Source organism: Polynucleobacter hallstattensis, from assembly GCF_018881835.1.
In the GTDB taxonomy this organism is placed as follows: Bacteria; Pseudomonadota; Gammaproteobacteria; order Burkholderiales; family Burkholderiaceae; genus Polynucleobacter; species Polynucleobacter hallstattensis.
Genome location: NZ_JACVPO010000002.1, coordinates 689489 through 714416 on the forward strand (window position 1 = coordinate 689489; position 24928 = coordinate 714416).

Below are 24928 nucleotides of genomic sequence, written 5' to 3' on the forward strand. Positions count from 1 at the left end.
CGGGGTGAAGGCAGTTAAAGAGGCCTCTTCAATGCCTTAAGCAAGTAAGTTAGTTAATTCGGGGACGGCGGTATTAAGGTCTGCAACTAAACCATAATCAGCAACACTAAAGATTGGCGCCTCAGGATCTTTATTAATCGCTACGATCACCTTAGAGTCCTTCATGCCCGCTAAATGCTGAATCGCACCAGAGATACCGACGGCAACATATAGCTGCGGAGCCACGATCTTACCGGTCTGACCTACTTGATAATCGTTTGGAACATAACCCGCATCGACTGCAGCGCGTGAGGCACCCAGAGCAGCACCGAGCTTATCGGCCAAGGGCGCAATAATTTCTTGATACTTCTCACCAGAACCTAAACCACGACCACCAGACACGATTATTTTTGCAGCAGTCAGTTCAGGACGATCTGATTTCGTGAGTTCACGGCCCACAAAAGAAGAACTACTGGAGAACTCGGTAGCAGCTTGCTTTTCTACTGCAGCGGATCCACCACTTGCGGCAACAGGATCAAAACCGGTTGTGCGAACCGTAATGACCTTAACTGGGTCAGCAGATTGCACGGTAGCAATCGCATTGCCCGCATAAATTGGGCGCTCAAAGGTATCGGGTGAGACAACCTTGGTGACATCTGATAATTGCGCTACATCTAACTTAGCAGCAACGCGTGGCAAGACATTCTTACCATTGGCAGTTGCTGGTGCCAGAATATGACTATAGCTATTAGCAATAGATAAAATTTGAGCGGCCAAGGGTTCGGCGAGCTGATCTGCTAAAGATGCTGCATCTACCTGAATGACCTTACGCACTCCTGCAATTTTTGTTGCAGCAGAAGTAGCGGCATCGACACCACTACCGGCTACCAACACGTCTACCTCCGGGGAGCACTGCAAAGCAGCTGCTACCGCATTGAGCGTAGCTGCCTTTAAGGATTGATTGTCGTGTTCAGCAATAACGAGTGCGGCCATTTAAATCACCTTCGCTTCATTTTTAAGTTTATCTACTAAAGCTGCCACATCAGCCACCATCACTCCAGCAGAGCGCTTTGGTGGCTCCTCTACTTTGAGAGTATTGAGGCGTGGAGCAATGTCAAGACCAAGTTCTTCTGGCTTCACAATTTCCAAGGTCTTCTTTTTGGCTTTCATGATATTTGGCAAAGTCACATAACGTGGCTCATTCAAACGCAAGTCAGTAGTAATGACTGCAGGCAAAGTAATCGCAATTGTTTCCAAGCCGCCATCTACCTCACGAGTCACATTCGCTTTACCATCAGCAACTACTACTTTGGAGGCAAAAGTTGCTTGTGGAATATCCATTAAGCTTGCTAGCATCTGCCCCGTCTGATTGCTATCGTCATCAATCGCCTGCTTACCCAAGATGATAATCTGCGCTTGCTCTTTCTCAGAAAGCGCTTTAAGAATTTTTGCCACAGCTAGGGGTTGTAATTCAGTATCGGTCTCTACCAAGATCGCGCGATCTGCGCCAATTGCTAAGGCAGTACGCAAGGTTTCTTGACATTGAGTGGGGCCAGCAGAAACCACAACTATCTCAGTAGCAACACCAGCCTCTTTTAATCGAACCGCTTCTTCTACTGCGATCTCATCAAATGGATTCATACTCATTTTGACGTTTGCTAGATCGACACCGGAGTTGTCTGATTTGACCCGAATTTTGACGTTGTAATCAACAACCCGCTTTACCGCCACTAAGATTTTCATGCTGGATCTCTATTTTTGAGTAACTTCTCTATTTTATCCGCCTAGCTCCAATTAGAGCTAGACATCGATTGCTGAAGCCGAACCCGCCTGTTTGCGAAGTTCAAACTTCTGAATCTTGCCAGTAGAAGTCTTGGGTAGCTCACAAAACACAATGGCTCTTGGCACCTTATAACCAGCAAGATGCTGCTTGCAATGCGCAATGATCTCAGCTGGCGTGACTTCTATTCCCGGCTTAATTTCCAGGAAGGCACAAGGCGTCTCCCCCCACTTAGGGTCTGGCTTTGCGACTACTGCTGCAGCCATGACAGCTGGGTGGCGATAAAGAACATCTTCAAGCTCTACAGAGGAGATGTTTTCTCCACCGGAGATGATGATGTCTTTACTACGGTCCTTCATCTTCACATAGCCATCGGGATTCATCACCGCCAAATCACCCGAATGAAACCAGCCACCCTCAAAAGCCTCTTTGCTTGCCTTCTCATTTTTAAGGTAGCCCTTCATGGCAATATTACCCTTAAACATAATCTCGCCCATAGTCTCACCATCAGCAGGAACAGGTTCGAGAGTTTCGGGATTCAGAACGGCAATCGCTTGTTGCAAGTGATAGCGAACACCTTGGCGAGCATTAAGTCGAGCCCTCTCACCAATGTCAAGATCATTCCATTCATCCTGCTTGACGCATACCGCTGCCGGTCCGTAGGTCTCCGTTAATCCATAGACATGCGTTAAATCAAACCCCAGATTTTCCATCCCTTCAATAATGGATGCAGGAGGTGCAGCGCCAGCGATTAAGCCCTTTACGCCTACTGGCACACCTTCTTTTAATTCGTCCGGGGCATTAACCAATAGGTTGTGCACAATTGGAGCGGCGCAGTAATGAGTGACACCATGATCTTTAATAGCGGCAAATATATGTTGCGCATCCACGCGACGTAAACATACATTAATGCCAGCGCGCGCCGCTACCGTCCATGGAAAGCACCAGCCATTACAGTGGAACATTGGGAGCGTCCAGAGGTAGGTAGGGTGTTTACTGATATCCCAGTCCAAAATATTCGAGATGGCATTGATCGCTGCGCCGCGATGGTGATAAACCACTCCCTTTGGATTACCGGTAGTGCCTGAGGTGTAGTTCAAACAAATGGCCTGCCATTCGTCTGCAGGGACTTGCCAGTCGAATTGAGGATCGCCTTCAGATAAAAGCTTTTCATAAGTGAGTTTGCCGAGCTTTTCACCAGGGACATCAAACTCTTTTTCCTCGACATTAATCACTAAAAACTCACGACCGCTTTCTTTCTTGACTATCTCAAGGGCTTTTTTCATCACCCCCGAAAACTCGGGATCTATGATTACGACTTTTGCTTCACCATGATTAAGCATAAAAGCAATTGACTCAGGATCAAGACGCGTATTTAAAGCATTCAATACCGCACCAGACATCGGAATTCCGAAATGCACCTCAACCATTGGTGGTGTATTTGGCAGCATGACCGCTACCGTATCACCTAAGCCAATGCCATGCTTTTGCAAGGCGCTTGCTAAGCGTCGGCAACGCTCATAAGTCTGACTCCAGGTCTGACGTAATTTGCCGTGAATGATTGCCAAGCGATCTGGATACACTTCGGCAGTTCGCTCAAGAAATAATAACGGGGTAATCGGAGTGAAGTTTGCAGGATTACGTTCTAAACCCTGCTCAAAAATATTAGCCATGCGTTCCCTGGAATCTAACTTCAATTAAATATCAGCAAGTGCTTTGACGTGCGCAACCACGCTACGACCCAAAGCAGAAAGGTTGTAACCACCCTCTAGGCAGCTGACGATACGGCCTTGGGCGTATTGGTTGGCGACGCCTTTTAACTGCTTAGTAATCCAAGCATAATCATCTTCTACTAAACCCATCTGACCCAAGTCATCTTCACGGTGAGCATCAAAACCCGCAGAAATAATGATGAGCTCAGGTTCAAAATCCCGAAGACGTGGTAGCCATTGCTCTTCCACTATTGAGCGCACCACATCACCACGCGTAGATGCTGGAAGCGGTACATTCACCATGTTGCTTGCTCTATCTAAGCCGCTGTAGGGATAAAACGGATGCTGGAAGAAACTACACATAAGTACATTAGGATCATTAAAAAAAGCCGCTTCTGTCCCATTACCGTGATGCACATCAAAATCGATGATGGCCACCCGTTCAATGTCATATGTTTCCATTGCATATCGCGCTGCTACGGCAACGTTATCAAAAACACAAAATCCCATTGAGCGGGTTGGCTCTGCATGATGTCCCGGAGGTCGAACCGCACAAAACACATTTTCCACCTCACCCTTCATCACCGCATCAACACCCGCAATAGCGGCGCCGGCTGCACGTAGCGCAGCGCTCCAAGTATGGGGGTTCATAATGGTGTCACCATCAAGCATGAAGTAACCGCTCGCTGGTGAGCGCTCTTTAACAAAGGCAATGTGATCTGGGGTATGAACCAACTCTAGCTGCTCTTCAGTTGCCAAGGGGGCATCTAGATGCTGCAGAAAGCGATCGATGCCACTCCGAATTAACTGATCATTGATTGCCTGAATGCGCTCCGGACACTCGGGATGATGGCTACCCATCTCATGTTTTAGAAAATCGGGGTGAGTTATGTATCCTGTTGTCATTACTAGAAATCCTCAATAGCAAAACTGTAGTTTTTACAATCTAATTAAACCTGCCAACTCTTCAAAAATCCATCCTCATATCCATGAATTTTCGTGTTTCCTATCTTGCTTCAACACTGTTAGTAGTGCTACTACTTGGCGCCTGCACTAGCGCCCCTATTCAGCAAGCTAGTCCTACAGAAGCTATCGTAAACCAGTCTGAGGATGCGGCAACAGAAGCCCGTTTTAGCGAAAACCTGAATCAGTTAATCGTTCATATTGCCCAAAGCCAGGGAATTCCTCAAGCCAGCCTTGAATCAGGCTTCATAGATGCTAAAACAATTCCGTCCATACGCAAATTGGTATTACCCCCGTCGGGCAACTTCAAAAAGAATTGGGTGGCCTATCGCAAGCGCTTTATTGAGCCAGTTCGCCTGAAGGCTGGCAAGGCTTTTTGGGAGCAAAATCAAGCATTCCTGAGTCAAGTTGAGCAAGAAACTGGCGTTCCATCTGAAGTTATTGTGTCCATTATTGGAATTGAAACCATCTATGGCCGTCAAACTGGAAATTTTCGAGTCAAGGATGTACTTTCTACGCTAGCCTTCAGCTATCCCGACACCCCCAATAAGGCGAGTAGAGGGCAACTATTTAAAGATCAGCTTCAAGAACTCATCCTCATGTGCTGGACTGAGAGCGGTGGAAGCCTCCCTGCGATGAATGGCAGCCAAGGGTTGAACTCGGCACGTTTTAATGCCTGCCTTAACCAAAACAGCTCCTATGCAGGTGCCATTGGTTTACCGCAATTTATGCCTGGCAGTATCCGTAACTTTGCAGTGGATGGAGATGGAGATGGACGCATTGACCTTAAGCAAAGTCCCAAAGACGCCATTGCCAGCGTTGCCAACTTTATGAAAAAGCATGGCTGGCAGCCCGGTATGCCGATCTATTTCCCTATACAAGAAGCAGCGATCGGCGATGCAAGACTCCTGGCTGATGGTGAGCCTCAACTGAAATACACTATTCAAGAACTCATCACAAAAGGCATTCTCACCAATGAGCAAGGTGACCTTCAGTCTGGTGGTGTTGAGCCACAAAGCAAGGCTCTCATTGTTGACCTTCCTTATCCCGATAAAGATGATAACGATCAGGTGCGCTATGTGGTTGGCTTAAATAATTTCCTGACGATTGTGCAATACAACCGCAGTTACTTTTATGCACAGAGTGTTGCAGAGTTTGCAGAGGCCTTGGGTTACAAGAATCAAAGTGTAGTGCCGGTCAGAACACCTAAAGCAAAGTCTGAAGCAAAGGGGAGTGAATCAGCTAAATCGAAGTCCAAGAAAACTGCCAATAAGAAAAAGCAGAAGCAGACTTAATGCTGAAGTTTAAATGTCTTACGCTGGAAAAACCCCAGTAGATAGATAGCGATCACCACGGTCGCAAACGATAAAGACAATCGTAGCGTTTTCAACCTGGCGAGCAATTCGCAAGGCAACCACTAAAGCACCGCCAGCAGAAATGCCGCAGAAGATACCCTCTTCAGCCGCAAGTCGACGAGCCATCTCTTCAGCATCTGCTTGGCTTACATACTCAATACGATCAACCTTATCGCCCTGGTAAATCTTAGGCAGGTACTCTGGAGCCCATTTACGAATACCTGGAATCTGCGAACCCTCTTCGGGTTGAGCGCCAATAATCTGGATATTGGGATTCATGGTTTTTAAATAAGTAGAGACTCCGGTAATGGTTCCAGTAGTGCCCATCGATGAAACGAAGTGCGTCACATGGCCATCGGTATCGCGCCAGATTTCTGGTCCAGTTGTTTCGATATGAGCACGTGGATTATCCAGATTCGCAAATTGATCCAATAATCTGCCACGGCCTTCCTTCTGCAATTGTGATGCATAGTCACGCGCAAATTCCATGCCACCAGAAGCTGCTGTCAGAATGAGTTCTGCTCCATAGGCAGCCATACTTTGACGGCGTTCAATGCTCTGGTTTTCAGGCATTACCAAGACCATCTTGTAGCCCAACATTGCGGCAGTCATCGCTAAAGCAATCCCAGTGTTGCCGCTGGTAGCTTCAATCAGAGTATCGCCAGGTTTAATTTCGCCACGCTCTTGTGCACGTAGGATCATCGACAGCGCAGGTCGGTCTTTTACCGACCCCGCTGGATTATTACCCTCCAACTTTCCTAAGATCAGATTATTTTTGGAATCGTTTTCAGCACCCGGAATGCGTTGCAAACGAACCAGGGGTGTATTCCCCACGGTCTGTGAAATAGTTAAGTAAGAAGGTGTGTTCATGAAACCATTTTAGCCATAAGCCAGGCTAGACGTAAAAGGGTTTAATTTCGGCGATTTGGCGTCGCACGCTCTGGATTAGAGCGAGAGTTGCCTTGATTGCGCGAACCGCGTCTACTAGTGCCGGAACCCTCCTTGGTGGTCCGACCGTTCGGCTCACGAAAAGAACTTGGCGCCTCAATAGTTAAGCCGTTATCCACCATTTTTTCCACAGATTTCATACCAATACCTCGAACCCGTTTTTGCAGGTCATTGGCATCCTGAAAATGCCCTCCATCTAAACGTTCGGCAATGATTGTTTTTGCCTTAGATGGTCCAATTCCTTTGATACTTTCTAATTCAGACTGGGTTGCCGTATTGACATTGATTGGTGAGGCGGCAGCTAAACCTGAGACAGCTACAAATACTGAAAATACTAAAGACTTTAATAATTGATTCATTTAATCTCCATCAGTTAACAAAAAATCCACCTACACAAAGTGCAAGTGGATTAGATATAACGAATGAGGCTTTCGACTGTTGACCAAATTACGCGGAGGACAACTAAATCAGGAAATACTTACTTAACCAATGATGCCCTTTAGGCCAGTATAAATCGATACAGCAGTGGTCCCAAGCGCAACAATAGTTCCACCGTATTCCTGTAACTTCTTCATCAGACCATGCAAACTCGATGGCGAAATTTGCCCCTCACCCAGGCCTGTAACAACCGCTTTAAGAAAGGGATTGATCGATGCTTTTCGTAAATGTCTTTGTTTGCTCGCGTAAGCGACCCCACCGAGAAGCATCCCTGTTAAGAAACTAAAGGCGATACTTGCGGAATACTCCAAAACCTCCCGCCATTCAAATGTATTTTGAGGCCAAATTGGAGACCCATCCACTAAAGAAGTCATCCAGCTCATGCCAATGACAGAAGCAATTGCTAAAAATACTACTCCCATAAACCAGGGAAATAATTTGCGAGTGGCGCTTTTAAATAAGAAATATCCAAAAGGTAAAGGCAGGATGATCGAGATCAATCTTAAGTACAGGGGCTTAGTGTCGTAAACAATTGAGATCAATCCATGTGCAGCCAATAGGAGTGCAAGAGGAATGCCGATATATATAACAATGTCCAGCATCGATAATGCAAGGCCTCTTGGCTCAACCTGTTGTTGCACTTGTTCATCTAACAATAATTGCAATTCTGCAATGCGATGCTCATAGGCATCTTGATTCGGAATCTCCTCAAGGCGTCTCTCGAGCTCTGCTACCTTGGCCATCATGGGCTTGAACAGATAAAGATCACGAGTACAGACCTTACAGACTGATGCCTCTTCAGCAACTTCAGAGAGGCAGTATGGGCAATTCATCATTTAACGACTAGAGTGAAAACGGTATTTGTCTCTCGACCATCAGTATCTTTTACCGTTACGCGGATCATGTGAGAGCCGGAAGGTACATCTGCTTTTGAAAAATCAATACCCGATGCGCTAATAGAATTTTTTAATCTTGGCGTTAAATCCACAAAGGGGGATTTCATATAAACGACCTTGACTGAAGATGGATCAATCTTGCCTTCACCGCGCGCTTCAAAGTTGACCTTGAAATCAAGTGGCGAGCTAATTGGAGTATCAGCCTCCGGAGAAACTAGCTTCACTGATGGACCCCGTGAAATCCCACGCGTAGCCAACGCTCCAGACGCTGCTGGTAAAGCAGCCTCTTTTGCACTAATTAAAGGTGCTGCACTGACCCATGAAGTTGCGATCATGAGACTAGTTAAAAATAAGATTTGAGTAAGCTTCATCATCATTCCAAAATAAAAAAATTAGTTAAAAGTGATTTGATGGATATTAAATCAATCCCCAACCACTGCGAAAGGTGCCCAAAATAAGGGGTGCGCATAAGAGTATTTCATCGTATTACCCTCTTTCATACCGCCTTGGTCGACTTGATTAAGCATTGCTTGTCGCAAAGCTTCTGATTTTGTAAGCCCTTGGTTTTGCTGCTGACGTTTAAATAAGTCTGTCATCAACTGGCGGGAGGCTAGTGAATCTACAGGCCAATTAGAAACCAACAAAGCTTTAGCCCCAGCAAAAAAGAATGCTCTACCCAGGCCGGATACCGCTTCAGATCCCGATCCCTCACCGGCAGCTGTATTACATGCTGACAACACCACCCAATCGGCATCTAACTTAAGGGCAAGAACCTTATCCATAGTTAGTAAACCATCATCTTGGTCTCCTGTCACTTCGGGAGATGACAAGGCAAGCGCTGGCTGAGTGAGCCCATTAAGCTCTCCGGGTACCAAGCCATGGGTTGAAAACATAACTACCTTACGGTCAGATAAGTCCATGGAGGTTACCTGCTTTACGCTAGCCTGCTTATGTAAAAAGATATCGCCTGGTTGGGCCCCAACCACTTTTCCAATTTCCTCAATCTCCAAGCTGGTGTCAGGTAAACGCGGAAGTAACGCTAACTCTGCAGAACTTACACCCATAGTCTTTGGCGCACTTCTCAATTTCAAAGGTATTCCTCGTGTAGCCAACTGCGTGCTAATACTTTTTTGGGCACTTTTTTCTTGAGCGCCGCTAAAGTAAGGATCGCCGAAACCAATAAAATTCTTTCGATTAGGATTACCCTCTGGCAGACTACGGAGTGCCGTTAATGCCGTTACAGAGGGTACCTGAGCCACTGCAATATCTCTTGTAAGCCATGGGACAGATTTATATCCAGCAAATGCAATCGCCCCACCCTTAGAGGGCTGAGTGGTGGGTTGAGTTACCAATAGCGATATTGGTAACTGGCCAAGCTCGGCATGAGGCACAACCAACATGACTTTTTTGCCCTTGAAGCCTGGCTCCACCGGAGCCAGAATCTCTTGATAAAGTTTGTAAGCCAATGCGACATCAAAAGGAGGAATCTCGTCGATTGTTGATACACCAGGGTCAAGGGCCTTACGCAGTTGAGCGACTTGTTTTGCCATTTGCTTTCGACCAATCGCCAATTGGGAAAATTGTGGGGCTCCTTGTTTACTTATTGCCCACACATACCCAACATTTTCCGCAAAATACCAAGAGACTAGAACTTCATCAGATTTTAAAAGGCGTTGAGTCCGCTCAATTGATGCAGGCTTTGGCTCAACTAGCTCGGCATATTCAGGAAATTTTTTCTCGATTTCTTTTTTAAGGGATTCGCGCTGAGATTTAAACACTTCAATATCGGTACGAATTTTTGCTTGCACTGCAGGTAACTGTTGGTCTGGCGAAGCTGAGCGCAGTCCAGTCAATAGCTCTGAGAGTGTATTAATTCGTCTTTGTAAATCCTGCTCCTGCCTTGCAAGGCTTGCTAGCTGAGGGTCTTTAATGCTAGCTCGAGCAGCACTGGCGGTAAGCGCCCTCTGAACTCCACTACCCCTTGCAATGTCGGCAATCTGGAAAGCCTGTGCCGCAGCTAATGGAGCTTGACCAGGGTCAGTTTTAGCAGTGTATGCTAAAGACGCCAAGTAACTCTCCAAAAGAAATGTCATTCGTTGTTGCTGCTTAATGCTCGTTGTGTCATTCTCAGCATCGTTTCGCGCTTGATCAATCAAGATGGGAATGGATGTCTTATAAGCAGAATCTGCCTCTATCCATTTATTTTCGGCCTGCAAACTTGCAGCTTCAAATGCCTTTAACATTGCTAAGCGTGGTGAATTTTTATCAGAGGATGTCTCAAGCTTTTTAAGCATCTCGCTGGTCATTTCGAGGGCTTGACTAGACTTCCCGGTCTTGAGCATTGCCAATACCCAATCCAAGTCCCCAAACCGATAACTTTTTGCCATCTCAGGGTCAGATTTAATTGCAGAAGCCATTTCTTCAAAAACTTGATTTGCCTCTGCATACTTACCATCTGCTACTAAAGCAGTGCCCAGCGATCTCTGCGTTGAAGCAAGTGTACTGTTTGCACCTGATGCTCCAGCTGCCTTAATAGTAGTTAATGCAGCCCTTGATAAAAGAACGGCTTCAGCATACCTTCCCTGCTCATTCACAATGACAGCAAGACTTCTAAGACCGCGCGCCACCTCAATTGAATTAGAGCCAAAGCTTGAAAGAGAAAGAGTAATAGATTTTCGAGCGTAGAACTCAGCATCAACTAATTTTCGCTGTCTCAACAAGACATTAGCTAAATTTAACTCTCTATTTGAAATTTGAGTTACATAAACTCGGGGGTTATTTGATGAATCAGCAGTAGATCGAGTTTCCTCTCCCACTACATCCACTTTATTGGCACTATTCTTTACTTTCTCATACTGAGTCTCCAGCAAATGAAGTGTTTTTCTCAGCGATCTCTCACTCTCTAGCCATTGGCCTTGCCCGGAAAAGTAGATACCACGAGCACTCTCGTATCCAGACTCCCAGAATGGTCCATTTGTAGAATAACCGCGTGATCTTCTTAAAATATTTAGAGAGCTCTCTGTTGCATCAAGAGATTTTTTCGCAGCTTCAAAATTTCCGGAGTTAACGTAATATGTAGTCAATAGCCTTCCCATAGTCACTTGGATGCCAATTGAATTCGGAACAGAAGATAACTGATAGGCTTGAGCTTTTTGAATTTGAGCTATGGCTGTAGACTGCTTCCCAACAGAATTTTCAAGCGTGCTTAAATTAATTAAATCACTCAGATGCATTCTTGGGTTGGTAGAAGGGTACTTATTGACTGCTATATCCATAGCTTTTAATGCTTCAACTGTATTACCAAGATCTTCGAATGCTGCTGCACGCCTTGTATAAAAATGATTCAATACTTCGTTGTCCTGCGATGAAGGCGATGGTGTTGCTACTACTTTTTTTGCACGCTCAACTATCTCTAAATCTGGCTTAGTTTGCTCTACTAACTTGAGAATATCTTTAATATCTCTTGGTGGTGCCTTGATATTTTGTACATCAACGTCAAGCTCATCCTTATTAGGCACAGGAAAAGCTATGGATGGCACCAATAAAATACCTGCAAATAGAATAAGTGCGGAAAAAAATGAGAGTTTACGCATAGGAACTATCTTAGTTTTTATAAGTAATATGGTAGCTCAAAAACTTAAGGAGAAGATGTGCTCTCAGCTTGGTAGTTAGACTTAAGGACTACAAAATAAGTCTTTATTTCTTGATCAATTGTTTGCCAATGGGCTTGCCAAGAAATCTACATTAGCCGATAACCAGGCAATATAACGACTGACACCCTGCTCCACATTGAGGAAGGGTTCTGAGTATCCAGCTGCGCGCAGCTTGGTTAAATCTGCTTGCGTAAAGCACTGGTACTTACCTTTGAGTGCATCTGGGAATGGGATGTACTCAATCGCTTTTTCTTTGACCAACTCTTCTAGGCTAGCAGGATTGGCATTATCAATTTTGCGCATTGCATTAGCAACTGCATGAGCAACATCATTAAATGGTTGCGCACGGCCACTGCCGAGATTAAAGATACCGCTGATTTCTGGATGGTCTAAGAAATAGAGATTTACTTTCACTACATCTTCTACTGATACAAAATCACGACTTTGTTCACCAGCAGCATAACCACCATATTCACCAAAAAGCTTTACCTTGCCATTAGCTTTGTACTGGTGATACTGGTGGAATGCTACTGAAGCCATGCGACCCTTGTGTGACTCACGAGGACCATAGACGTTAAAATATCTAAAGCCAACTACTTGCGCAGCATTAGCTTTTTCAGCAAACCGCTTACGCATCACTTGATCAAATAGGAACTTGGAGTAGCCATAAATATTTAATGGCTTCTCATGCTCGCGACTCTCTATAAATACATCAGAGCCACCATAGGTTGCCGCAGAGGAGGCATAAAGTAATTGCACTTTTTGTTCTGTGCAGATATCGAGCAAATCCATGGTGTAACGGAAATTATTCGCCATCATGAAGATGCCATCAGTTTCCATCGTATCGGAGCATGCTCCTTCATGGAACACCGCCCTCACCTTGCCAAAGCGACCGCTTCTAAATGCCTGCAGAAACTCGTCTTTATCTAGGTAATCAATGATGTCTAGATCTGCTAGATTGCGATACTTATCAGCGGGACGTAAATCATCGACCGCAATAATATTTTTCTCGCCTCGCGCATTGAGCGCCTGAACAATATTGGCGCCAATAAAACCAGCCGCGCCGGTCACGATAATGGTCATTGCAATTCCTCAGAAGTAACGGTAGCTGTACCCAGCTTACCAACCACAATACCACCAGCCCGATTAGCTAAAGCCATCGCTCTTTCGAGTGGCCAGCCAGCAGCTAATGCTACTGCTAACGTGCCTATAACAGTATCACCCGCACCTGACACATCAAATACTTCGCGCGCCTGCGCTTTAACGTGACTAACGCCTGCCTCAGTGAATAAGCTCATACCCTCTTCTGAGCGGGTCAGCAATAAGGCTTCAAGGTTTAATGACTTTCTGAGATCTTGTGCTCTCTTGGTGAGATCTTCTTCACTAGTCCATTGACCCACGACTTGGCGGAGCTCGCTACGGTTTGGAGTAAGTACAGTGGCGCCACGATATTTAGCATAGTCATCACCTTTAGGGTCAACGAGAATCATTTTCTTTTGAGCACGCGCCTGCTCAATCATCAAGGCTACCTGACCTAGGGCGCCTTTACCGTAGTCAGACAAAATGACTACATCAGCATCGCCTACGAGCTTTTCATAGCGCTCTAACTTATGAGCGAGTGCTGACTCGCTAGGAGCCTCTTCAAAGTCCAAACGTATCAACTGCTGCTGTCTTGCGATAACTCGTAACTTCACAGTTGTTGGCACTTTGCCATCAACTTCTAATTGACTATCAACGCCACTGGATTTCAGGAGATCAGTAACGCGTCGTCCTGGCTCATCATCGCCGATTACACCCAAGATCGTTGTTTTAGCACCAAGAGCTGCAACGTTACGAGCCACGTTGGCAGCGCCACCTAAACGCTCATCAACCTTGCCTACTTGAACAACTGGTACTGGCGCCTCAGGAGAAATCCGATTCGTATCACCAAACCAATAGCGATCAAGCATGACGTCACCCACTACCAACAAGCGGGCTTTAGAAAATTGTTCTCGGTTAGCTTTTTCCACGATGTAACTAATCTCTCTTATGGATTTCTGTACTTGTTATTAATTATGACGACCAATACCCTGGTACTCAATGCCTAATTCTTGCATAGCTTGGGGCTCATATAGATTGCGGCCATCAAAGATAATGGGGTTCTTCAGCTTGGCTTTCAGAAGATCAAAATCAGGGCTGCGGAATACTTTCCACTCCGTCACGATCACTAAGGCATCCGCATCTTGGGTTGCTGCCAACGGGTCATCAACCAAACTTACTTGTTTGAGACCTTCTGGGTTACCTTTAAAGTCTAATTCGAGGCAATGCTGGGCTTCGGGCATAGCTACTGGGTCATGAGCTACTACTTGGGCGCCCCGCTTAACGAGCTCAGTAATGATCACCCGGCTAGGTGCTTCACGCATATCGTCAGTATTGGGCTTAAATGCCAAGCCCCACATAGCAAACTTCTTGCCAGCTAGATTCTTGCCAAAACGTTTTTCAATCTTTTCTACTAGGATGTATTTTTGAGCTTCGTTCACCGCTTCGACAGCATCTAAGATCTTGAGATCACGTCCATGCTCAATAGCAGTCTTTGAAAGGGCAGAAACGTCTTTTGGAAAGCAAGATCCGCCATATCCAGTACCGGAGTACAAAAAGCCATAACCAATACGGGAGTCTGAACCAATACCCTGGCGAACTGCTTCAATATCAGCACCCACTAAGTCAGCCAGATTGGCTAACTCATTCATAAAAGAGATGCGGGTAGCTAGCATTGCATTAGCGGCATATTTAGTCAGCTCAGCACTTTTTACATCCATGTAATAAGTGCGCTCATGGTGGCGATTAAATGGGGCATAGAGTTTGCGCATTTGCTCTTTAGCACGCAGACCTGCTGGGGTATTTTGCGTACCGATCACAATTCGATCTGGGCGCATGAAGTCTTCTACGGCTGCGCCTTCTTTGAGGAACTCCGGGTTAGAAACTACTGAACAAAGCTCTGGTGAGAGACCTCTTTTATTGAGCTCTTCGGTAATGGCAGCTGACACCTTATCAGCAGTTCCCACCGGCACAGTCGACTTATCGACGATAACTTTAGGAGTGCTCATATGACCACCAATGTTGCGAGCGGCTGCTACAACGTACTGCAAATCAGCAGAGCCATCTTCATCAGGAGGGGTGCCTACAGCAATAAATTGAATATCGCCATGGGCAACCGAGGCAGCAATGTCAGTAGAAAACTGTAAGCGGCCAGCAGCGCGATTGCGCTCAATCATCTCTTTTAAGCCTGGCTCATAAATAGGCACGCCACCAGAATTGAGAATCTCAATCTTTTTAGGATCTACGTCAACACAAAAAACGTTATTACCCTGCTCTGCTAAGCAAGCGCCGGTAACAAGTCCAACATATCCACTTCCAATGATGGTAACTTTCAAGATTGCTCCAAATAATTCAGTATTTAATTAGTAATTGCCACTCAGATTACATCGAAGGGCCGCTAGGAACAGCCCCCTCACTGCGTCTTGGGGAGTATGCCTCCCAATGATTACAACCTGGGCACTGCCAGTAAAAACGTCTCGCACGGAAACCACAGTTACCACAGGTATAGCGAGCCAAACTGGTTGTACGCTGCTTTAATAAACTCAATGTTGCCTGTAAATCAGAAACTCGCTCTGGGGTGCCATTACTCTCAGCTAATGCCAAACGTGTTTGCGCCAATTTTGAGAGGGCACTCAAACTTGGTGAATGCTGCATCACCTCTACTAGCATCACCTCAGTAGCTTGTGGCCCACGAATTTGGGTCATATGTTTTTGCACAATATCGAGCAACTCACCAGAGGCTTGGGTTTTGAGTAGCTCACAAAGCGCGCTCAATCCTAAATCCGCCTTATCAATCGCTGCGTGCGCAGCCATCCAACGATCCGCCAGTAAGTGCATGTAGGCAGGATGCATTTTAGCGATCACAGCCCAAACCTCGATTGCCTGGGCTGGGCGATCCATGGCTATAAAATAATCACCCTGCAGAATAAGTGCGCGTGCGTGATGCGGAACCGCTTGCAATGCCGACTGAACAGACTGCTCAACCGCCGGCAAATCTTTACGACGCAATGCTTCTTGACCCAGCTCACAATGAAAATGTGCGATCTCGGTGTGATGTGATTTTCCTTGTAAAGCTTCCAGCTCACTTGCAGCAATAATGGCTTTTTTCCAATCACGCTCAATTTGGTACATCTCCAGCAAACTCTCTTTTGCTGGAGCAGCAAACTTGCCTTCACCCACGCGATTTAATGATGCTTCAGCGCGATCTAACAGACCAGCACGTAGAAAATCGCGACCTAATTCATAGGCAGCATGGTCTCGATCACGCGGCTTTAAGTCATCGCGATTAGCTAGATGCTGGTGAACTCGAATTGCACGCTCAGTTTCGCCACGGCGACGGAATAAATTACCTAAAGCAAAGTGAAGGTCGATTGTTTCAGGATCAAGCTGAGCGATCTTAACCAAAGTTTCAATTGCCTGATCAGGCTGCTCATTTAATAAGAGACTCAAGCCTTTAAAGGTTGAGCGCTGCTGACGCATCCGCTCAAGCTCATCCATGCGATTTTCAAGGCGCAAATCCCAGCGGCTAGCTAACCAACCAATGCCAAACATGACTGGTATTAATAACAACCAAGAGGTAGCGATCTGAATCATACTATGCAGAACTTAAATAAAAAAATGGTCCGAATGGACCACTGGATATGCACTATGTGACTAGGCACCAGAACCCTCTTTAGGGTTCACCTGCTTCAGAGGCTTGTAATCAACACGCTCACGTAATTCTTTACCTGGCTTGAAATGGGGCACACGCTTTTCTGGGATCAATACTTTCTCACCAGATTTTGGGTTACGACCAGTGCGCGCAGGACGGTGGTGCAATACGAAGCTACCAACACCGCGCAACTCAATCCGCTTGCCTTCGGCCAAAGCGTGAGTCATGGTATCCAGTAAAGTTTTTACAGCCAGCTCTACATCTCTTGGTAGCAGCTGGGGAAACTGTTCCGCCAAACTCTCCACGAGCTCGGAACGAGTAATTGCGTGTTGCTCTTGATCTGACATATCTATCAATAAAAAACCGCCGCTCTCCTAATGGAAAGCGGCGATATTGATTTAGCCTTGATTGTCCATTTTTGCTTTTAACAAAGCGCCCAAATTGGTTGTGCCAGACTGCGCATCACCTTGGAGCTTGCTCATAGCATCTTGTTGGTCAGAGCTGTCTTTAGCTTTGATTGAAAGATTGATTGCACGTGACTTGCGATCAATATTAATGATCATTGCAGTTACGCTATCGCCTTCTTTCAATACATTGCGTGCATCTTCAACACGATCTGTTGAGATCTCAGAAGCACGTAAGTAAGCTTCAACTTCATCAGCCAAGTGAATGGTTGCACCCTTAGCATCAACAGCCTTCACAGTACCAGTTACAAGGCTACCCTTGTCGCTTACGGATGTGTAGTTATTGAATGGGTCACCAGACAACTGCTTGATACCAAGAGAGATGCGCTCTTTCTCAACATCAATAGCCAATACAGTAGCTTCAACTTCATCGCCTTTTTTGTATTTCTTAACAGCTTCTTCGCCTGGCTCATTCCAAGAAATATCTGAAAGGTGAACCAAACCGTCGATACCGCCAGGCAAACCAATGAACACACCAAAGTCAGTAATAGACTTGATTGCGCCAGTCAACTTGTCGCCTTTTTGTTGGCCACGTGAGAACTCTTCCCATGGATTTGCTTTGCACTGCTTGATGCCCAAGCTGATACGACGCTTGTCTTCATCAATATCCAGAACCATGACCTCAACTTCGGTTCCCAATGCAGTAGCTTTGCTTGGAGCAACGTTCTTGTTAGTCCAGTCCATCTCAGAAACGTGCACCAAACCTTCGATACCAGATTCGATTTCTACGAACGCGCCGTAATCAGTCAGGTTGGTTACTTTACCGAATAAACGGGTATTAGGTGGGTAACGACGTGCGATACCAACCCATGGATCATCGCCAAGTTGTTTCACGCCAAGTGAAACACGATTCTTCTCTTGATCGAATTTCAAAATCTTCGCAGTAACTTCTTGACCAACAGTCAACATCTCGCTTGGGTGACGCACACGACGCCATGCCAAATCGGTAATATGCAAGAGGCCATCGATACCACCGAGGTCAACGAACGCGCCGTAATCAGTAATGTTTTTCACGATACCTTGAACAATGCTACCTTCTTTGAGGTTGGACATCAACTTCGCGCGCTCTTCACCTTGGCTAGCTTCAACCACTGCACGACGTGACAACACGACGTTGTTACGCTTACGGTCAAGCTTGATAACCTTGAACTCCATCGTCTTACCTTCGTAAGGGCTGGTGTCCTTGATTGGGCGTGTATCAACGAGTGATCCAGGCAAGAATGCGCGGATACCGTTAACCATCACTGTCAAGCCGCCTTTAACCTTACCGGTAACAGTACCAGTAACGATCTCAGCTTGCTCAAGCGCTTTTTCCAAGTTCATCCATGATGCCAAGCGTTTCGCTTTATCACGGGAAAGGATTGTGTCGCCATAGCCGTTCTCTAGAGCGTCAATAGCAACAGAAACGAAATCGCCAGGAGCTACTTCAATCTCGCCAGCGTCGTTATGGAATTCTTCAACAGGAATAAACGCTTCGGATTTCAATCCAGCATTAACAACGACGAAGTTATGGTCGATGCGAAGTACTTCAGCCGAAATAACTTGGCCGGTCTTCATATTCGATCGGGTTAATGATTCTTCAAATAGTTCTGCAAATGATTCAGACATTTATATATTCACTTTGTGCCGCCAGAAGGCCTGACGGGTTAGGTTAAAAAAGCCCTAAGAAACACGCTAAATTAGATAATCGCGTTGTAGAGTTTCTTAAGACGCCAAAACAACTTCTACTGCTTTTTACTGCCCACCTAAAACTAAGCGGTTTTTGATTGATACCAATCTAAAACCGTCTTAACTGCTTGATCTATCGATAATTCCGATGTTTCTAGCACTTTGGCGCCGTCTGCAACTAGCAAAGGAGCGGCACCTCGACTGCTGTCTCTGGCATCGCGCTCTTGCAAATCATGCAACAAGTCCTCTAGTTTAGCAGAAATTCCCTTAGCTATCAATTGCTTATACCGACGTTCAGCCCTAGCCTGGGCTGTCGCAGTTAGGAAAATCTTCAAAACAGCATCGGGAAATATCACGCTTGCCATGTCGCGACCATCAGCAACTAGGCCAGGAGCCTGCCTAAAACCATGCTGAACACCTACTAAGGCCTGCCTGACTTCTGGGTGCACCGCTATTGCAGAAGCACGCAAACCAATACTTTCTGTACGAATGGCATCCGTCACATCTTCAGAATTGAGCAAAATTCGACCATTTTTGAACGAAATCGCCAGTTTTTTGGCCAAAATACCCAGTTCTAGCCCATTTTGAGGATTAACGGACGCCTTTTGACTACCCAAGGCAACCAGTCGATATAGCGCCCCACTATCCAGATAATGAAAGCCCAACTTTTCAGCCACTAAGGAGGCCACAGTCCCTTTGCCAGAGGCTGTAGGTCCATCAATTGCAATAACTGGCGGCAAATTCATTAAAAAGGACTTTTAGGAGACGATCTTTGCAAATTCAGCAAAGTAAGTGGGGAAGGTTTTGGCAACGCAATTAGGGTCATTGATCTGGAGAGCATTGGGGCCAAAAGCAGCTAATGAGAAGCACATAGCCATGCGATGGTCATCATAAGTATCAATACCCTCGCTAGGAGACTTCCAGTCAGAAACAGACGGCGGCGCTTGGACTACGATGTAATCAGCACCCTCTTCGACAATGGCGCCCACCTTTTTTAATTCTTTAGCCATTGCCGCAATACGATCAGTTTCCTTCACGCGCCAGCTCGCAATATTGTTTAAGCGAGTGGGACCTTCAGAAAATAAAGCAGCAACAGCCAAGGTCATCGCCGCATCCGGAATCTCTGTGCAATCGATCGTGATGCCATTGAGCTTGCCATTGGCATTCTTAACGCCGGCAACTTCAATCCAATCCTCACCAAACGAAATCTTCGCACCCATTAAAGCGAGCGCATCAGCAAAAGCAACATCACCCTGAATACTTTCACTTCCAACACCTAAAACACGCACTGGTCCACCACTAATCGCGCCAAGCGCCAAAAGGTAAGAAGCAGAAGATGCATCACCCTCCACAGAAAGGGCTCCAGGGCTTTGATATACCGCATCAGAAGTCTTAGCGGGAATTACAAACGACTGGGCATCTGGACAAGCCACTTTGACGCCAAAGCGCGCCATCAGCTTAAGCGTGATATCGATATAAGGACGAGAAATCAATTCGCCAATCACCTCAATCCTGACAGGCTCTTTCGCAACTAAAGGCAGGGCCATCAACAAGGCGGTCAGAAATTGGCTAGAAACATCGCCGCGCACCTTCACCACATCTTGAATTGCAATATCAGCAGCAAGAATCTTGATCGGCGGATAACCTTCTTGTAATTCATAATTAATCTTCGCGCTCACTTGGCGCAGACCATCCACTAAATCTCGAATGGGTCTTTCATGCATACGAGGCACGCCAGATAAACGATAGTGACCGCCTTGCATTGCCAGAGCCGCTGTTAGCGGACGAATTGCCGTACCAGCATTACCCATAAAGAGATCTGCGTTTTGCACTGGGAACTTACCACCACAACCTTCAACCACGCAGACATTGTCAGCTAGATCGATTACCGATAAACCCAGCTGGCGAAGCGCATTACGCATCACCTGGGTATCGTCAGCATCTAGTAGATTTTTGAGGGTTGTTGTGCCTGAAGATAGGGCAGCCAATAACAGGGCGCGATTTGAAATACTTTTTGATCCAGGTAAGACAATCGAGCCTTGTGCTCGCTTAAATGGTCCAATGTTGATATCCGGCAATCCGCTCATCAAAGCACATCCAAATCTTGGCGTGCTTTGCTGGCCTTATTAAATAACTTCTCTAAGCCCAAACCATCATTCTCAGCAATCAATTTACGCATGTGGCTCACAATGAGCAAATATTGATCCAGCTCCTTGAGAACTGCGGTGCGATTACCTAGACAAATATCACGCCACATCTCTGGGCTCGAAGCTGCAATACGCGTGAAATCTTTAAAGCCTGCGCCCACATGACTGAGCTTTTGATCGGCATCTTCTGAGTTCACAACACTGGCCATTAATGCATAAGACAAGAGATGCGGCAAATGAGAGACTGCTGCATAGATCGCATCATGCTGGACACAAGAAATCTTTTTCACCACGGAACCTACAGACTGCCAAAAGCCCTCAATTAAATCGGTATCTTGTGACGAGTTTTCTTGCAGCGGGCAAAGAATTGTTTGCTTGCCCTCAAAGAGATCTGCTTTAGCAGCGCTAGCGCCATGCTGCGCACCACCTGCAATCGGATGCGCCGGCACAAACTGACAAGCTTTCTTACCCAAGACTTCCTTGGCAGCCAAAATCACATCGCCTTTAGTGCTGCCAGCATCTGTAATCATTGTCCTAGGTTCGAGATGAGGTTCGATGGTTTCAAAGGCTGTGCGCATCTGCGCTACTGGCATGCACAACACAATCACGTCAGATTGTTTTACTGCTTCTACTAAGTCGACTACAGCATCAATTGCACCCATCTTAAGGGCTTGATCTAGATTTTGGGCACTTCGACCGACGCCTAAGACCTTGTTGACTACGCCTGCTTTTTTTAATGCTAGACCTAAGGAGGCGCCAATTAGACCAACGCCAACAATCGCGACGGTACCGTAATTACTAGATGGGTTAATGATGGCCATTGGCTTATTAAATTTGTCTAATTCGCGTTGAATTACTGCTGCGCCAAAATATCTTTAAGGGCATCAATAAAAGCTGCGTTCTCTTCAGGTAAACCAATGGAAATACGTAACCATTGCGGCAAACCGTAATTGCCAACTGGTCGAACAATAATGCCACGCTTAAGCAACTCTAAATTAATGCGAGCACCAGCGCCATCATCATCACCCACTCTCACCAGCACAAAGTTTCCAGCTGACGGGAGATAAGTTAAGCCAAGTACATCAAATGCTTGCGTCAGTTGAGCTAAACCAGCACGATTCAATTCAAAGCCTTGCTGCAAGAAAGCAGAATCTTGGAACGCTGCGATCGCCGCAGCTTGTGCAAGACTATTCACATTAAATGGCTGACGAATACGGTTGAGCAAATCAGTCAAAGCAGGCTGCGCTACGCCATAGCCAATACGTAGACCTGCTAAGCCGTAAGCCTTTGAGAAGCTACGCGACAAAATCATATTGGGGAAGCGCTTCACCCATGCAATAGCGTCATAGCGCTGCTCCGGGGCAAGGTACTCGTTATAAGCCTCATCCAATACGACCACCACATGAGCAGGTACAGCCATTAAGAAATCTTCGATCTCTTTAGCACTTAAGTAGCTGCCGGTCGGATTATTTGGATTAGCTACAAACACCAACTTAGCTTTATCACTTGAGGCTTTAACAGCTTGCAGCATGGCGGGCAGGTCATGTCCATACATTGCAGTTGCAGCTACTTCAATCGCCTTAGCCCCAACAGCTTGTGTCGCCAATGGATAAACCGCAAAGGCATGTTTAGAGAAAATCACCTCATCGCCAGCTTGAGCTACTGCGCGAGCAGCTAACTCCAAAATGTCGTTACTGCCATTGCCCAAGGTTATCCAATCTGCTGGAACGCCTAAACGCGCTGACAAAACATTCTTTAATTCAAAACCATTCGAATCTGGATAGCGACCTAAGTCACTCGCAGCCTTGAGCATCGCATCTTGCGCGGACTTTGGCATACCCAATGGATTCTCATTGGATGCGAGCTTCACAATCTTATTTTCATCAAGACCGTACTCACGTGCGACTTCACTGATAGGTCGCCCGCCAACATAGGGTGCGATTGCGTGGATATGCTTTAAACCGATATTGGATTTTGATGTCATGCTGAATGAGGATATGAGCCGAGATTTTTATAAAAAGCAGCTGTCGTTTTTAATTCTTCCAAGGCTTTAGCTACTTTTGCATCTTCAGCATGCCCCGCTACATCAATATAGAAGTGGTACTCCCAAGTTCCCTTGCGAGCAGGACGAGACTCAAAGCGATTCATGGAAACGCCATGCTTGGCCAAAGGCTCCAATAAACGATGCACGGCACCTGGTTGGTTATCTACTGATAGCACTAGAGATGTTTGATCTTTACCGGTAGGCTGACACGCATAAGTCCCAACTACAACAAAACGGGTACGGTTGTGTGGATCATCCTGAATCTGCGCAGCCACAGCCTGCAATCCATAAGCTTCTTGCGCAGGGTCTCCAGCAATTGCTGCCAAGCTGGGGTCCAGAGAGGCCATACGCGCTGCCTCAGCGTTGCTACTGACTGCCTGGCGCTTCAATTGAGGCGCATGCACACTCAACCATTGCTGACATTGCGCTAAAGCTTGGGCGTGAGCGCAAACCGTGGTGACGCCATCTAAGTTACCGCTCTTAGTTAGCAGATGGTGACGAATAGGTAGCACCACTTCACCGCTAATCCGCATCGGTGAATCTAGAAGCAAGTCCAAGGTTCTTGAAATCGCACCCTCACTAGAATTTTCTACAGGCACAACACCAAACTGCGCCGCGCCCTTCTCTACCGCTTTAAATACTTCATCCAAACTATTGCAAGGAAGACCGGCAATCGAGTGGCCAAAATAGGTTTGAGCCGCTTGCTCTGAAAATGTTCCTACTGGTCCGAGATAGGCAATCGTCTGACGAGCCTCTAAGGCACGGCAAGCCGACATCACCTCACGCCAAATTGCCGCAATACCATCAGGTAACAAGGGGCCCTTGCTGAGCTCTTGTAGGCGCGCAACAACTTGACGCTCACGCTCAGGCCTAAACACTGGTGATGAAAATCCACCTTTAATGTGACCAACCTCTTGAGCAGCTTTTGCACGCTGCGATAACAAATATAAAATCTGCGCATCCAATGCATCAATTTTGTCGCGGATTGGCGCTAGGCGCTGTTCTTCTGTACTCTGGTCTTTGGAGCTCATTAGGCACGCCTTTCAAAGTCACGCATAAATTCAACCAAGGCCTTGACGCCCTCTAGTGGCATCGCGTTGTAAATACTAGCGCGCATACCGCCTGCCGCCTTATGGCCGCGCAAGGCAACTAAGCCTGCTGCATTAGATTGCTCGAGGAACTGGGCGTTTAAATTCTCATCCTTCAGGAAGAAGGTGACATTCATTCTGGAGCGATATTCCTTGGTAACGCGATTCTCATACAAACTACTCTGATCTACGAAGTTGTAGAGCAAGTCTGCTTTTTCTTGATTGCGTTTCTCAATCGCTTTTACACCGCCCTGCTTGAGTAACCACTTAAAGCCTAGTCCAGCCATATAAATCGAGAAAGTAGGTGGCGTATTCAACATGGAATCAGTAACTGCCTGTTTAGACCAATCCCAAATCGATGGCGTAATTTTCATACTGTGCCCCATCAAGTCTTTGCGTACGATCACAATAGTTACACCGGATGGGCCAATATTTTTTTGTGCGCCACCAAACCAGACGCCGCACTTTGTGATGTCGATTTCTCTAGAAAGGATATTGCTAGAAATATCAGCAACTAAGAGCTTGCCATCGACATCAGGTGCATCTGGAAACTCTACGCCACCAATGGTTTCGTTCGCACAGTAATGAACGTAAGCAGCATCATCTGATAGTTGCCAAGTAGATCTCGCAGGAATCGTATTGAATTTTTCAGCCGCAGAAGATGCTGCTAAATGAGCAACACCATACTTGTCTGCCTCTTTATACGACTTTTCCGACCAAACGCCAGTTACTAAAAAATCTGCCTTTGGTCCATTCTTGGCTAAAGGCATCAGGTTCATGGGGATGGCAGCATTCTGACCTAATCCACCACCTTGAAGCATCAATATTTCATAGGAATCCGGGATGTCCATGAGGGTGCGTAAGTCTTGCAATACTTCCTCATACAAGGCCATGAACTCTTTGCCTCGATGACTCACTTCCATGACGCTTGCACCCAAGCCCTGCCAATTCAACATCTCTGCAGCAGCCTGCTTCAATACCTCTTCAGGCAAGGTAGCCGGCCCCGCAGCGAAATTGAAAATGCGGCGGTCAAACGTCATGATGAGTTAATTAACCTTAAATGA

The 24928-nt window shown here is 46.3% G+C and carries 21 protein-coding genes and 1 pseudogene; 1 reads left to right on the forward strand and 21 read right to left on the reverse strand.

The genetic code is table 11. The features are described 5' to 3' along the window. Positions 1 to 36: 36 nt before the first annotated feature. From ICN26_RS09965 to ICN26_RS09980, 4 genes are read right to left on the reverse strand one after another with little or no spacing between them, the layout of a single operon-like run. Positions 37 to 972, reverse strand: coding sequence for an electron transfer flavoprotein subunit alpha/FixB family protein (locus ICN26_RS09965; RefSeq protein WP_216268238.1), 936 nt, complete (start codon positions 970 to 972; stop codon positions 37 to 39). Beyond that, entirely contained in the window at positions 973 to 1722 is a 750-nt protein-coding gene (locus ICN26_RS09970) for an electron transfer flavoprotein subunit beta/FixA family protein (RefSeq protein ID WP_216268239.1), read from the reverse strand. A gap of 57 nt (positions 1723 to 1779) precedes the next feature. Continuing rightward, the gene (locus ICN26_RS09975) at positions 1780 to 3432 is read right to left on the reverse strand and encodes an acyl-CoA synthetase (protein WP_216268240.1); all 1653 of its coding nucleotides are present in this window, start codon (positions 3430 to 3432) and stop codon (positions 1780 to 1782) included. Between the two features lie 24 nt (positions 3433 to 3456). Continuing rightward, on the reverse strand, positions 3457 to 4377 hold the full coding sequence (locus tag ICN26_RS09980) for a histone deacetylase family protein (protein WP_216268241.1): 921 nt from the start codon (positions 4375 to 4377) through the stop codon (positions 3457 to 3459). Between the two features lie 83 nt (positions 4378 to 4460). Here ICN26_RS09980 and ICN26_RS09985 point away from each other — a divergent pair, with 83 nt between their 5' ends. Then, positions 4461 to 5729: a lytic murein transglycosylase gene (locus ICN26_RS09985; RefSeq protein ID WP_216268242.1), complete on the forward strand. Its 1269-nt coding sequence runs from the start codon at positions 4461 to 4463 to the stop codon at positions 5727 to 5729. A gap of 18 nt (positions 5730 to 5747) precedes the next feature. Here ICN26_RS09985 and cysM read toward each other — a convergent pair whose 3' ends face one another. The 17 genes and pseudogenes from cysM to serC all read right to left on the reverse strand — a co-directional run bounded on the left by cysM (position 5748) and on the right by serC (position 24904). Next, complete coding sequence (gene cysM, locus ICN26_RS09990) at positions 5748 to 6659, reverse strand: cysteine synthase CysM (protein ID WP_216268243.1); 912 nt, start codon at positions 6657 to 6659, stop codon at positions 5748 to 5750. Between the two features lie 41 nt (positions 6660 to 6700). After that, positions 6701 to 7096, reverse strand: coding sequence for a ComEA family DNA-binding protein (locus tag ICN26_RS09995; RefSeq protein ID WP_216268244.1), 396 nt, complete (start codon positions 7094 to 7096; stop codon positions 6701 to 6703). 123 nt (positions 7097 to 7219) lie between these two features. Next, complete coding sequence (locus ICN26_RS10000) at positions 7220 to 8011, reverse strand: hypothetical protein (RefSeq protein WP_216268245.1); 792 nt, start codon at positions 8009 to 8011, stop codon at positions 7220 to 7222. Continuing rightward, a complete protein-coding gene (locus ICN26_RS10005; RefSeq protein WP_216268246.1) occupies positions 8008 to 8442 on the reverse strand; it encodes a hypothetical protein in 435 nt (144 codons plus the stop codon). Before ICN26_RS10005 ends, ICN26_RS10000 begins: the two co-directional genes overlap by 4 nt. A gap of 51 nt (positions 8443 to 8493) precedes the next feature. Then, positions 8494 to 11664 carry a CHAT domain-containing protein gene (locus ICN26_RS10010; RefSeq protein ID WP_216268247.1) on the reverse strand — a complete coding sequence of 1057 codons (3171 nt, stop codon included), beginning with the start codon at positions 11662 to 11664 and terminating at the stop codon, positions 8494 to 8496. Between the two features lie 114 nt (positions 11665 to 11778). Beyond that, entirely contained in the window at positions 11779 to 12807 is a 1029-nt protein-coding gene (gene rfaD, locus ICN26_RS10015) for an ADP-glyceromanno-heptose 6-epimerase (protein WP_216268248.1), read from the reverse strand. Further along, the gene (rfaE1, locus tag ICN26_RS10020; RefSeq protein ID WP_216268249.1) at positions 12804 to 13733 is read right to left on the reverse strand and encodes a D-glycero-beta-D-manno-heptose-7-phosphate kinase; all 930 of its coding nucleotides are present in this window, start codon (positions 13731 to 13733) and stop codon (positions 12804 to 12806) included. The genes rfaD and rfaE1 overlap by 4 nt, the downstream gene beginning before the upstream one ends. A gap of 39 nt (positions 13734 to 13772) precedes the next feature. Then, positions 13773 to 15137: a UDP-glucose dehydrogenase family protein gene (locus ICN26_RS10025; RefSeq protein ID WP_216268250.1), complete on the reverse strand. Its 1365-nt coding sequence runs from the start codon at positions 15135 to 15137 to the stop codon at positions 13773 to 13775. A 46-nt stretch (positions 15138 to 15183) separates the two neighbouring features. Beyond that, on the reverse strand, positions 15184 to 16395 hold the full coding sequence (gene lapB / locus ICN26_RS10030) for a lipopolysaccharide assembly protein LapB (RefSeq protein ID WP_216268251.1): 1212 nt from the start codon (positions 16393 to 16395) through the stop codon (positions 15184 to 15186). Positions 16396 to 16503: 108 nt separating this feature from the next. Beyond that, a pseudogene (locus ICN26_RS10035) lies at positions 16504 to 16800 on the reverse strand (integration host factor subunit beta); the annotation flags it as partial. A 51-nt stretch (positions 16801 to 16851) separates the two neighbouring features. Next, positions 16852 to 18525 (reverse strand): 30S ribosomal protein S1, encoded by a 1674-nt coding sequence (rpsA, locus tag ICN26_RS10040; RefSeq protein ID WP_216268253.1) that lies wholly within the window; start codon positions 18523 to 18525, stop codon positions 16852 to 16854. 143 nt (positions 18526 to 18668) lie between these two features. Continuing rightward, positions 18669 to 19331 (reverse strand): (d)CMP kinase, encoded by a 663-nt coding sequence (gene cmk / locus ICN26_RS10045; RefSeq protein ID WP_216268254.1) that lies wholly within the window; start codon positions 19329 to 19331, stop codon positions 18669 to 18671. Positions 19332 to 19343: 12 nt separating this feature from the next. Continuing rightward, a complete protein-coding gene (aroA, locus tag ICN26_RS10050; protein WP_439650733.1) occupies positions 19344 to 20672 on the reverse strand; it encodes a 3-phosphoshikimate 1-carboxyvinyltransferase in 1329 nt (442 codons plus the stop codon). Beyond that, complete coding sequence (locus ICN26_RS10055; RefSeq protein WP_216268255.1) at positions 20672 to 21553, reverse strand: prephenate dehydrogenase; 882 nt, start codon at positions 21551 to 21553, stop codon at positions 20672 to 20674. Before ICN26_RS10055 ends, aroA begins: the two co-directional genes overlap by 1 nt. A 32-nt stretch (positions 21554 to 21585) precedes the next feature. Beyond that, the gene (gene hisC, locus ICN26_RS10060; protein ID WP_216268256.1) at positions 21586 to 22716 is read right to left on the reverse strand and encodes a histidinol-phosphate transaminase; all 1131 of its coding nucleotides are present in this window, start codon (positions 22714 to 22716) and stop codon (positions 21586 to 21588) included. Then, positions 22713 to 23807: a prephenate dehydratase gene (gene pheA / locus ICN26_RS10065; protein WP_216268257.1), complete on the reverse strand. Its 1095-nt coding sequence runs from the start codon at positions 23805 to 23807 to the stop codon at positions 22713 to 22715. Before pheA ends, hisC begins: the two co-directional genes overlap by 4 nt. Further along, on the reverse strand, positions 23807 to 24904 hold the full coding sequence (gene serC, locus ICN26_RS10070) for a 3-phosphoserine/phosphohydroxythreonine transaminase (protein WP_216268258.1): 1098 nt from the start codon (positions 24902 to 24904) through the stop codon (positions 23807 to 23809). The genes pheA and serC overlap by 1 nt, the downstream gene beginning before the upstream one ends. Positions 24905 to 24928 lie beyond the last annotated feature (24 nt).

Bases quoted from the DNA above. Each gene is read 5' to 3' on its own strand.
- ICN26_RS10000 (WP_216268245.1), bottom strand. From the start codon at position 8,011: ATGATGAATTGCCCATACTGCCTCTCTGAAGTTGCTGAAGAGGCATCA.
- serC (WP_216268258.1), bottom strand. From the start codon at position 24,904: ATGACGTTTGACCGCCGCATTTTCAATTTCGCTGCGGGGCCGGCTACC.
- ICN26_RS10055 (WP_216268255.1), bottom strand. From the start codon at position 21,553: ATGGCCATCATTAACCCATCTAGTAATTACGGTACCGTCGCGATTGTT.
- rpsA (WP_216268253.1), bottom strand. From the start codon at position 18,525: ATGTCTGAATCATTTGCAGAACTATTTGAAGAATCATTAACCCGATCG.
- hisC (WP_216268256.1), bottom strand. From the start codon at position 22,716: ATGACATCAAAATCCAATATCGGTTTAAAGCATATCCACGCAATCGCA.
- ICN26_RS09965 (WP_216268238.1), bottom strand. From the start codon at position 972: ATGGCCGCACTCGTTATTGCTGAACACGACAATCAATCCTTAAAGGCA.
- ICN26_RS10010 (WP_216268247.1), bottom strand. From the start codon at position 11,664: ATGCGTAAACTCTCATTTTTTTCCGCACTTATTCTATTTGCAGGTATT.
- ICN26_RS09975 (WP_216268240.1), bottom strand. From the start codon at position 3,432: ATGGCTAATATTTTTGAGCAGGGTTTAGAACGTAATCCTGCAAACTTC.
- rfaD (WP_216268248.1), bottom strand. From the start codon at position 12,807: ATGACCATTATCGTGACCGGCGCGGCTGGTTTTATTGGCGCCAATATT.
- ICN26_RS10005 (WP_216268246.1), bottom strand. From the start codon at position 8,442: ATGAAGCTTACTCAAATCTTATTTTTAACTAGTCTCATGATCGCAACT.
- ICN26_RS09985 (WP_216268242.1), top strand. From the start codon at position 4,461: ATGAATTTTCGTGTTTCCTATCTTGCTTCAACACTGTTAGTAGTGCTA.
- ICN26_RS09995 (WP_216268244.1), bottom strand. From the start codon at position 7,096: ATGAATCAATTATTAAAGTCTTTAGTATTTTCAGTATTTGTAGCTGTC.
- lapB (WP_216268251.1), bottom strand. From the start codon at position 16,395: ATGATTCAGATCGCTACCTCTTGGTTGTTATTAATACCAGTCATGTTT.
- ICN26_RS09970 (WP_216268239.1), bottom strand. From the start codon at position 1,722: ATGAAAATCTTAGTGGCGGTAAAGCGGGTTGTTGATTACAACGTCAAA.
- ICN26_RS09980 (WP_216268241.1), bottom strand. From the start codon at position 4,377: ATGACAACAGGATACATAACTCACCCCGATTTTCTAAAACATGAGATG.
- cmk (WP_216268254.1), bottom strand. From the start codon at position 19,331: ATGAATTTGCCGCCAGTTATTGCAATTGATGGACCTACAGCCTCTGGC.
- pheA (WP_216268257.1), bottom strand. From the start codon at position 23,807: ATGAGCTCCAAAGACCAGAGTACAGAAGAACAGCGCCTAGCGCCAATC.
- cysM (WP_216268243.1), bottom strand. From the start codon at position 6,659: ATGAACACACCTTCTTACTTAACTATTTCACAGACCGTGGGGAATACA.
- aroA (WP_439650733.1), bottom strand. From the start codon at position 20,672: ATGAGCGGATTGCCGGATATCAACATTGGACCATTTAAGCGAGCACAA.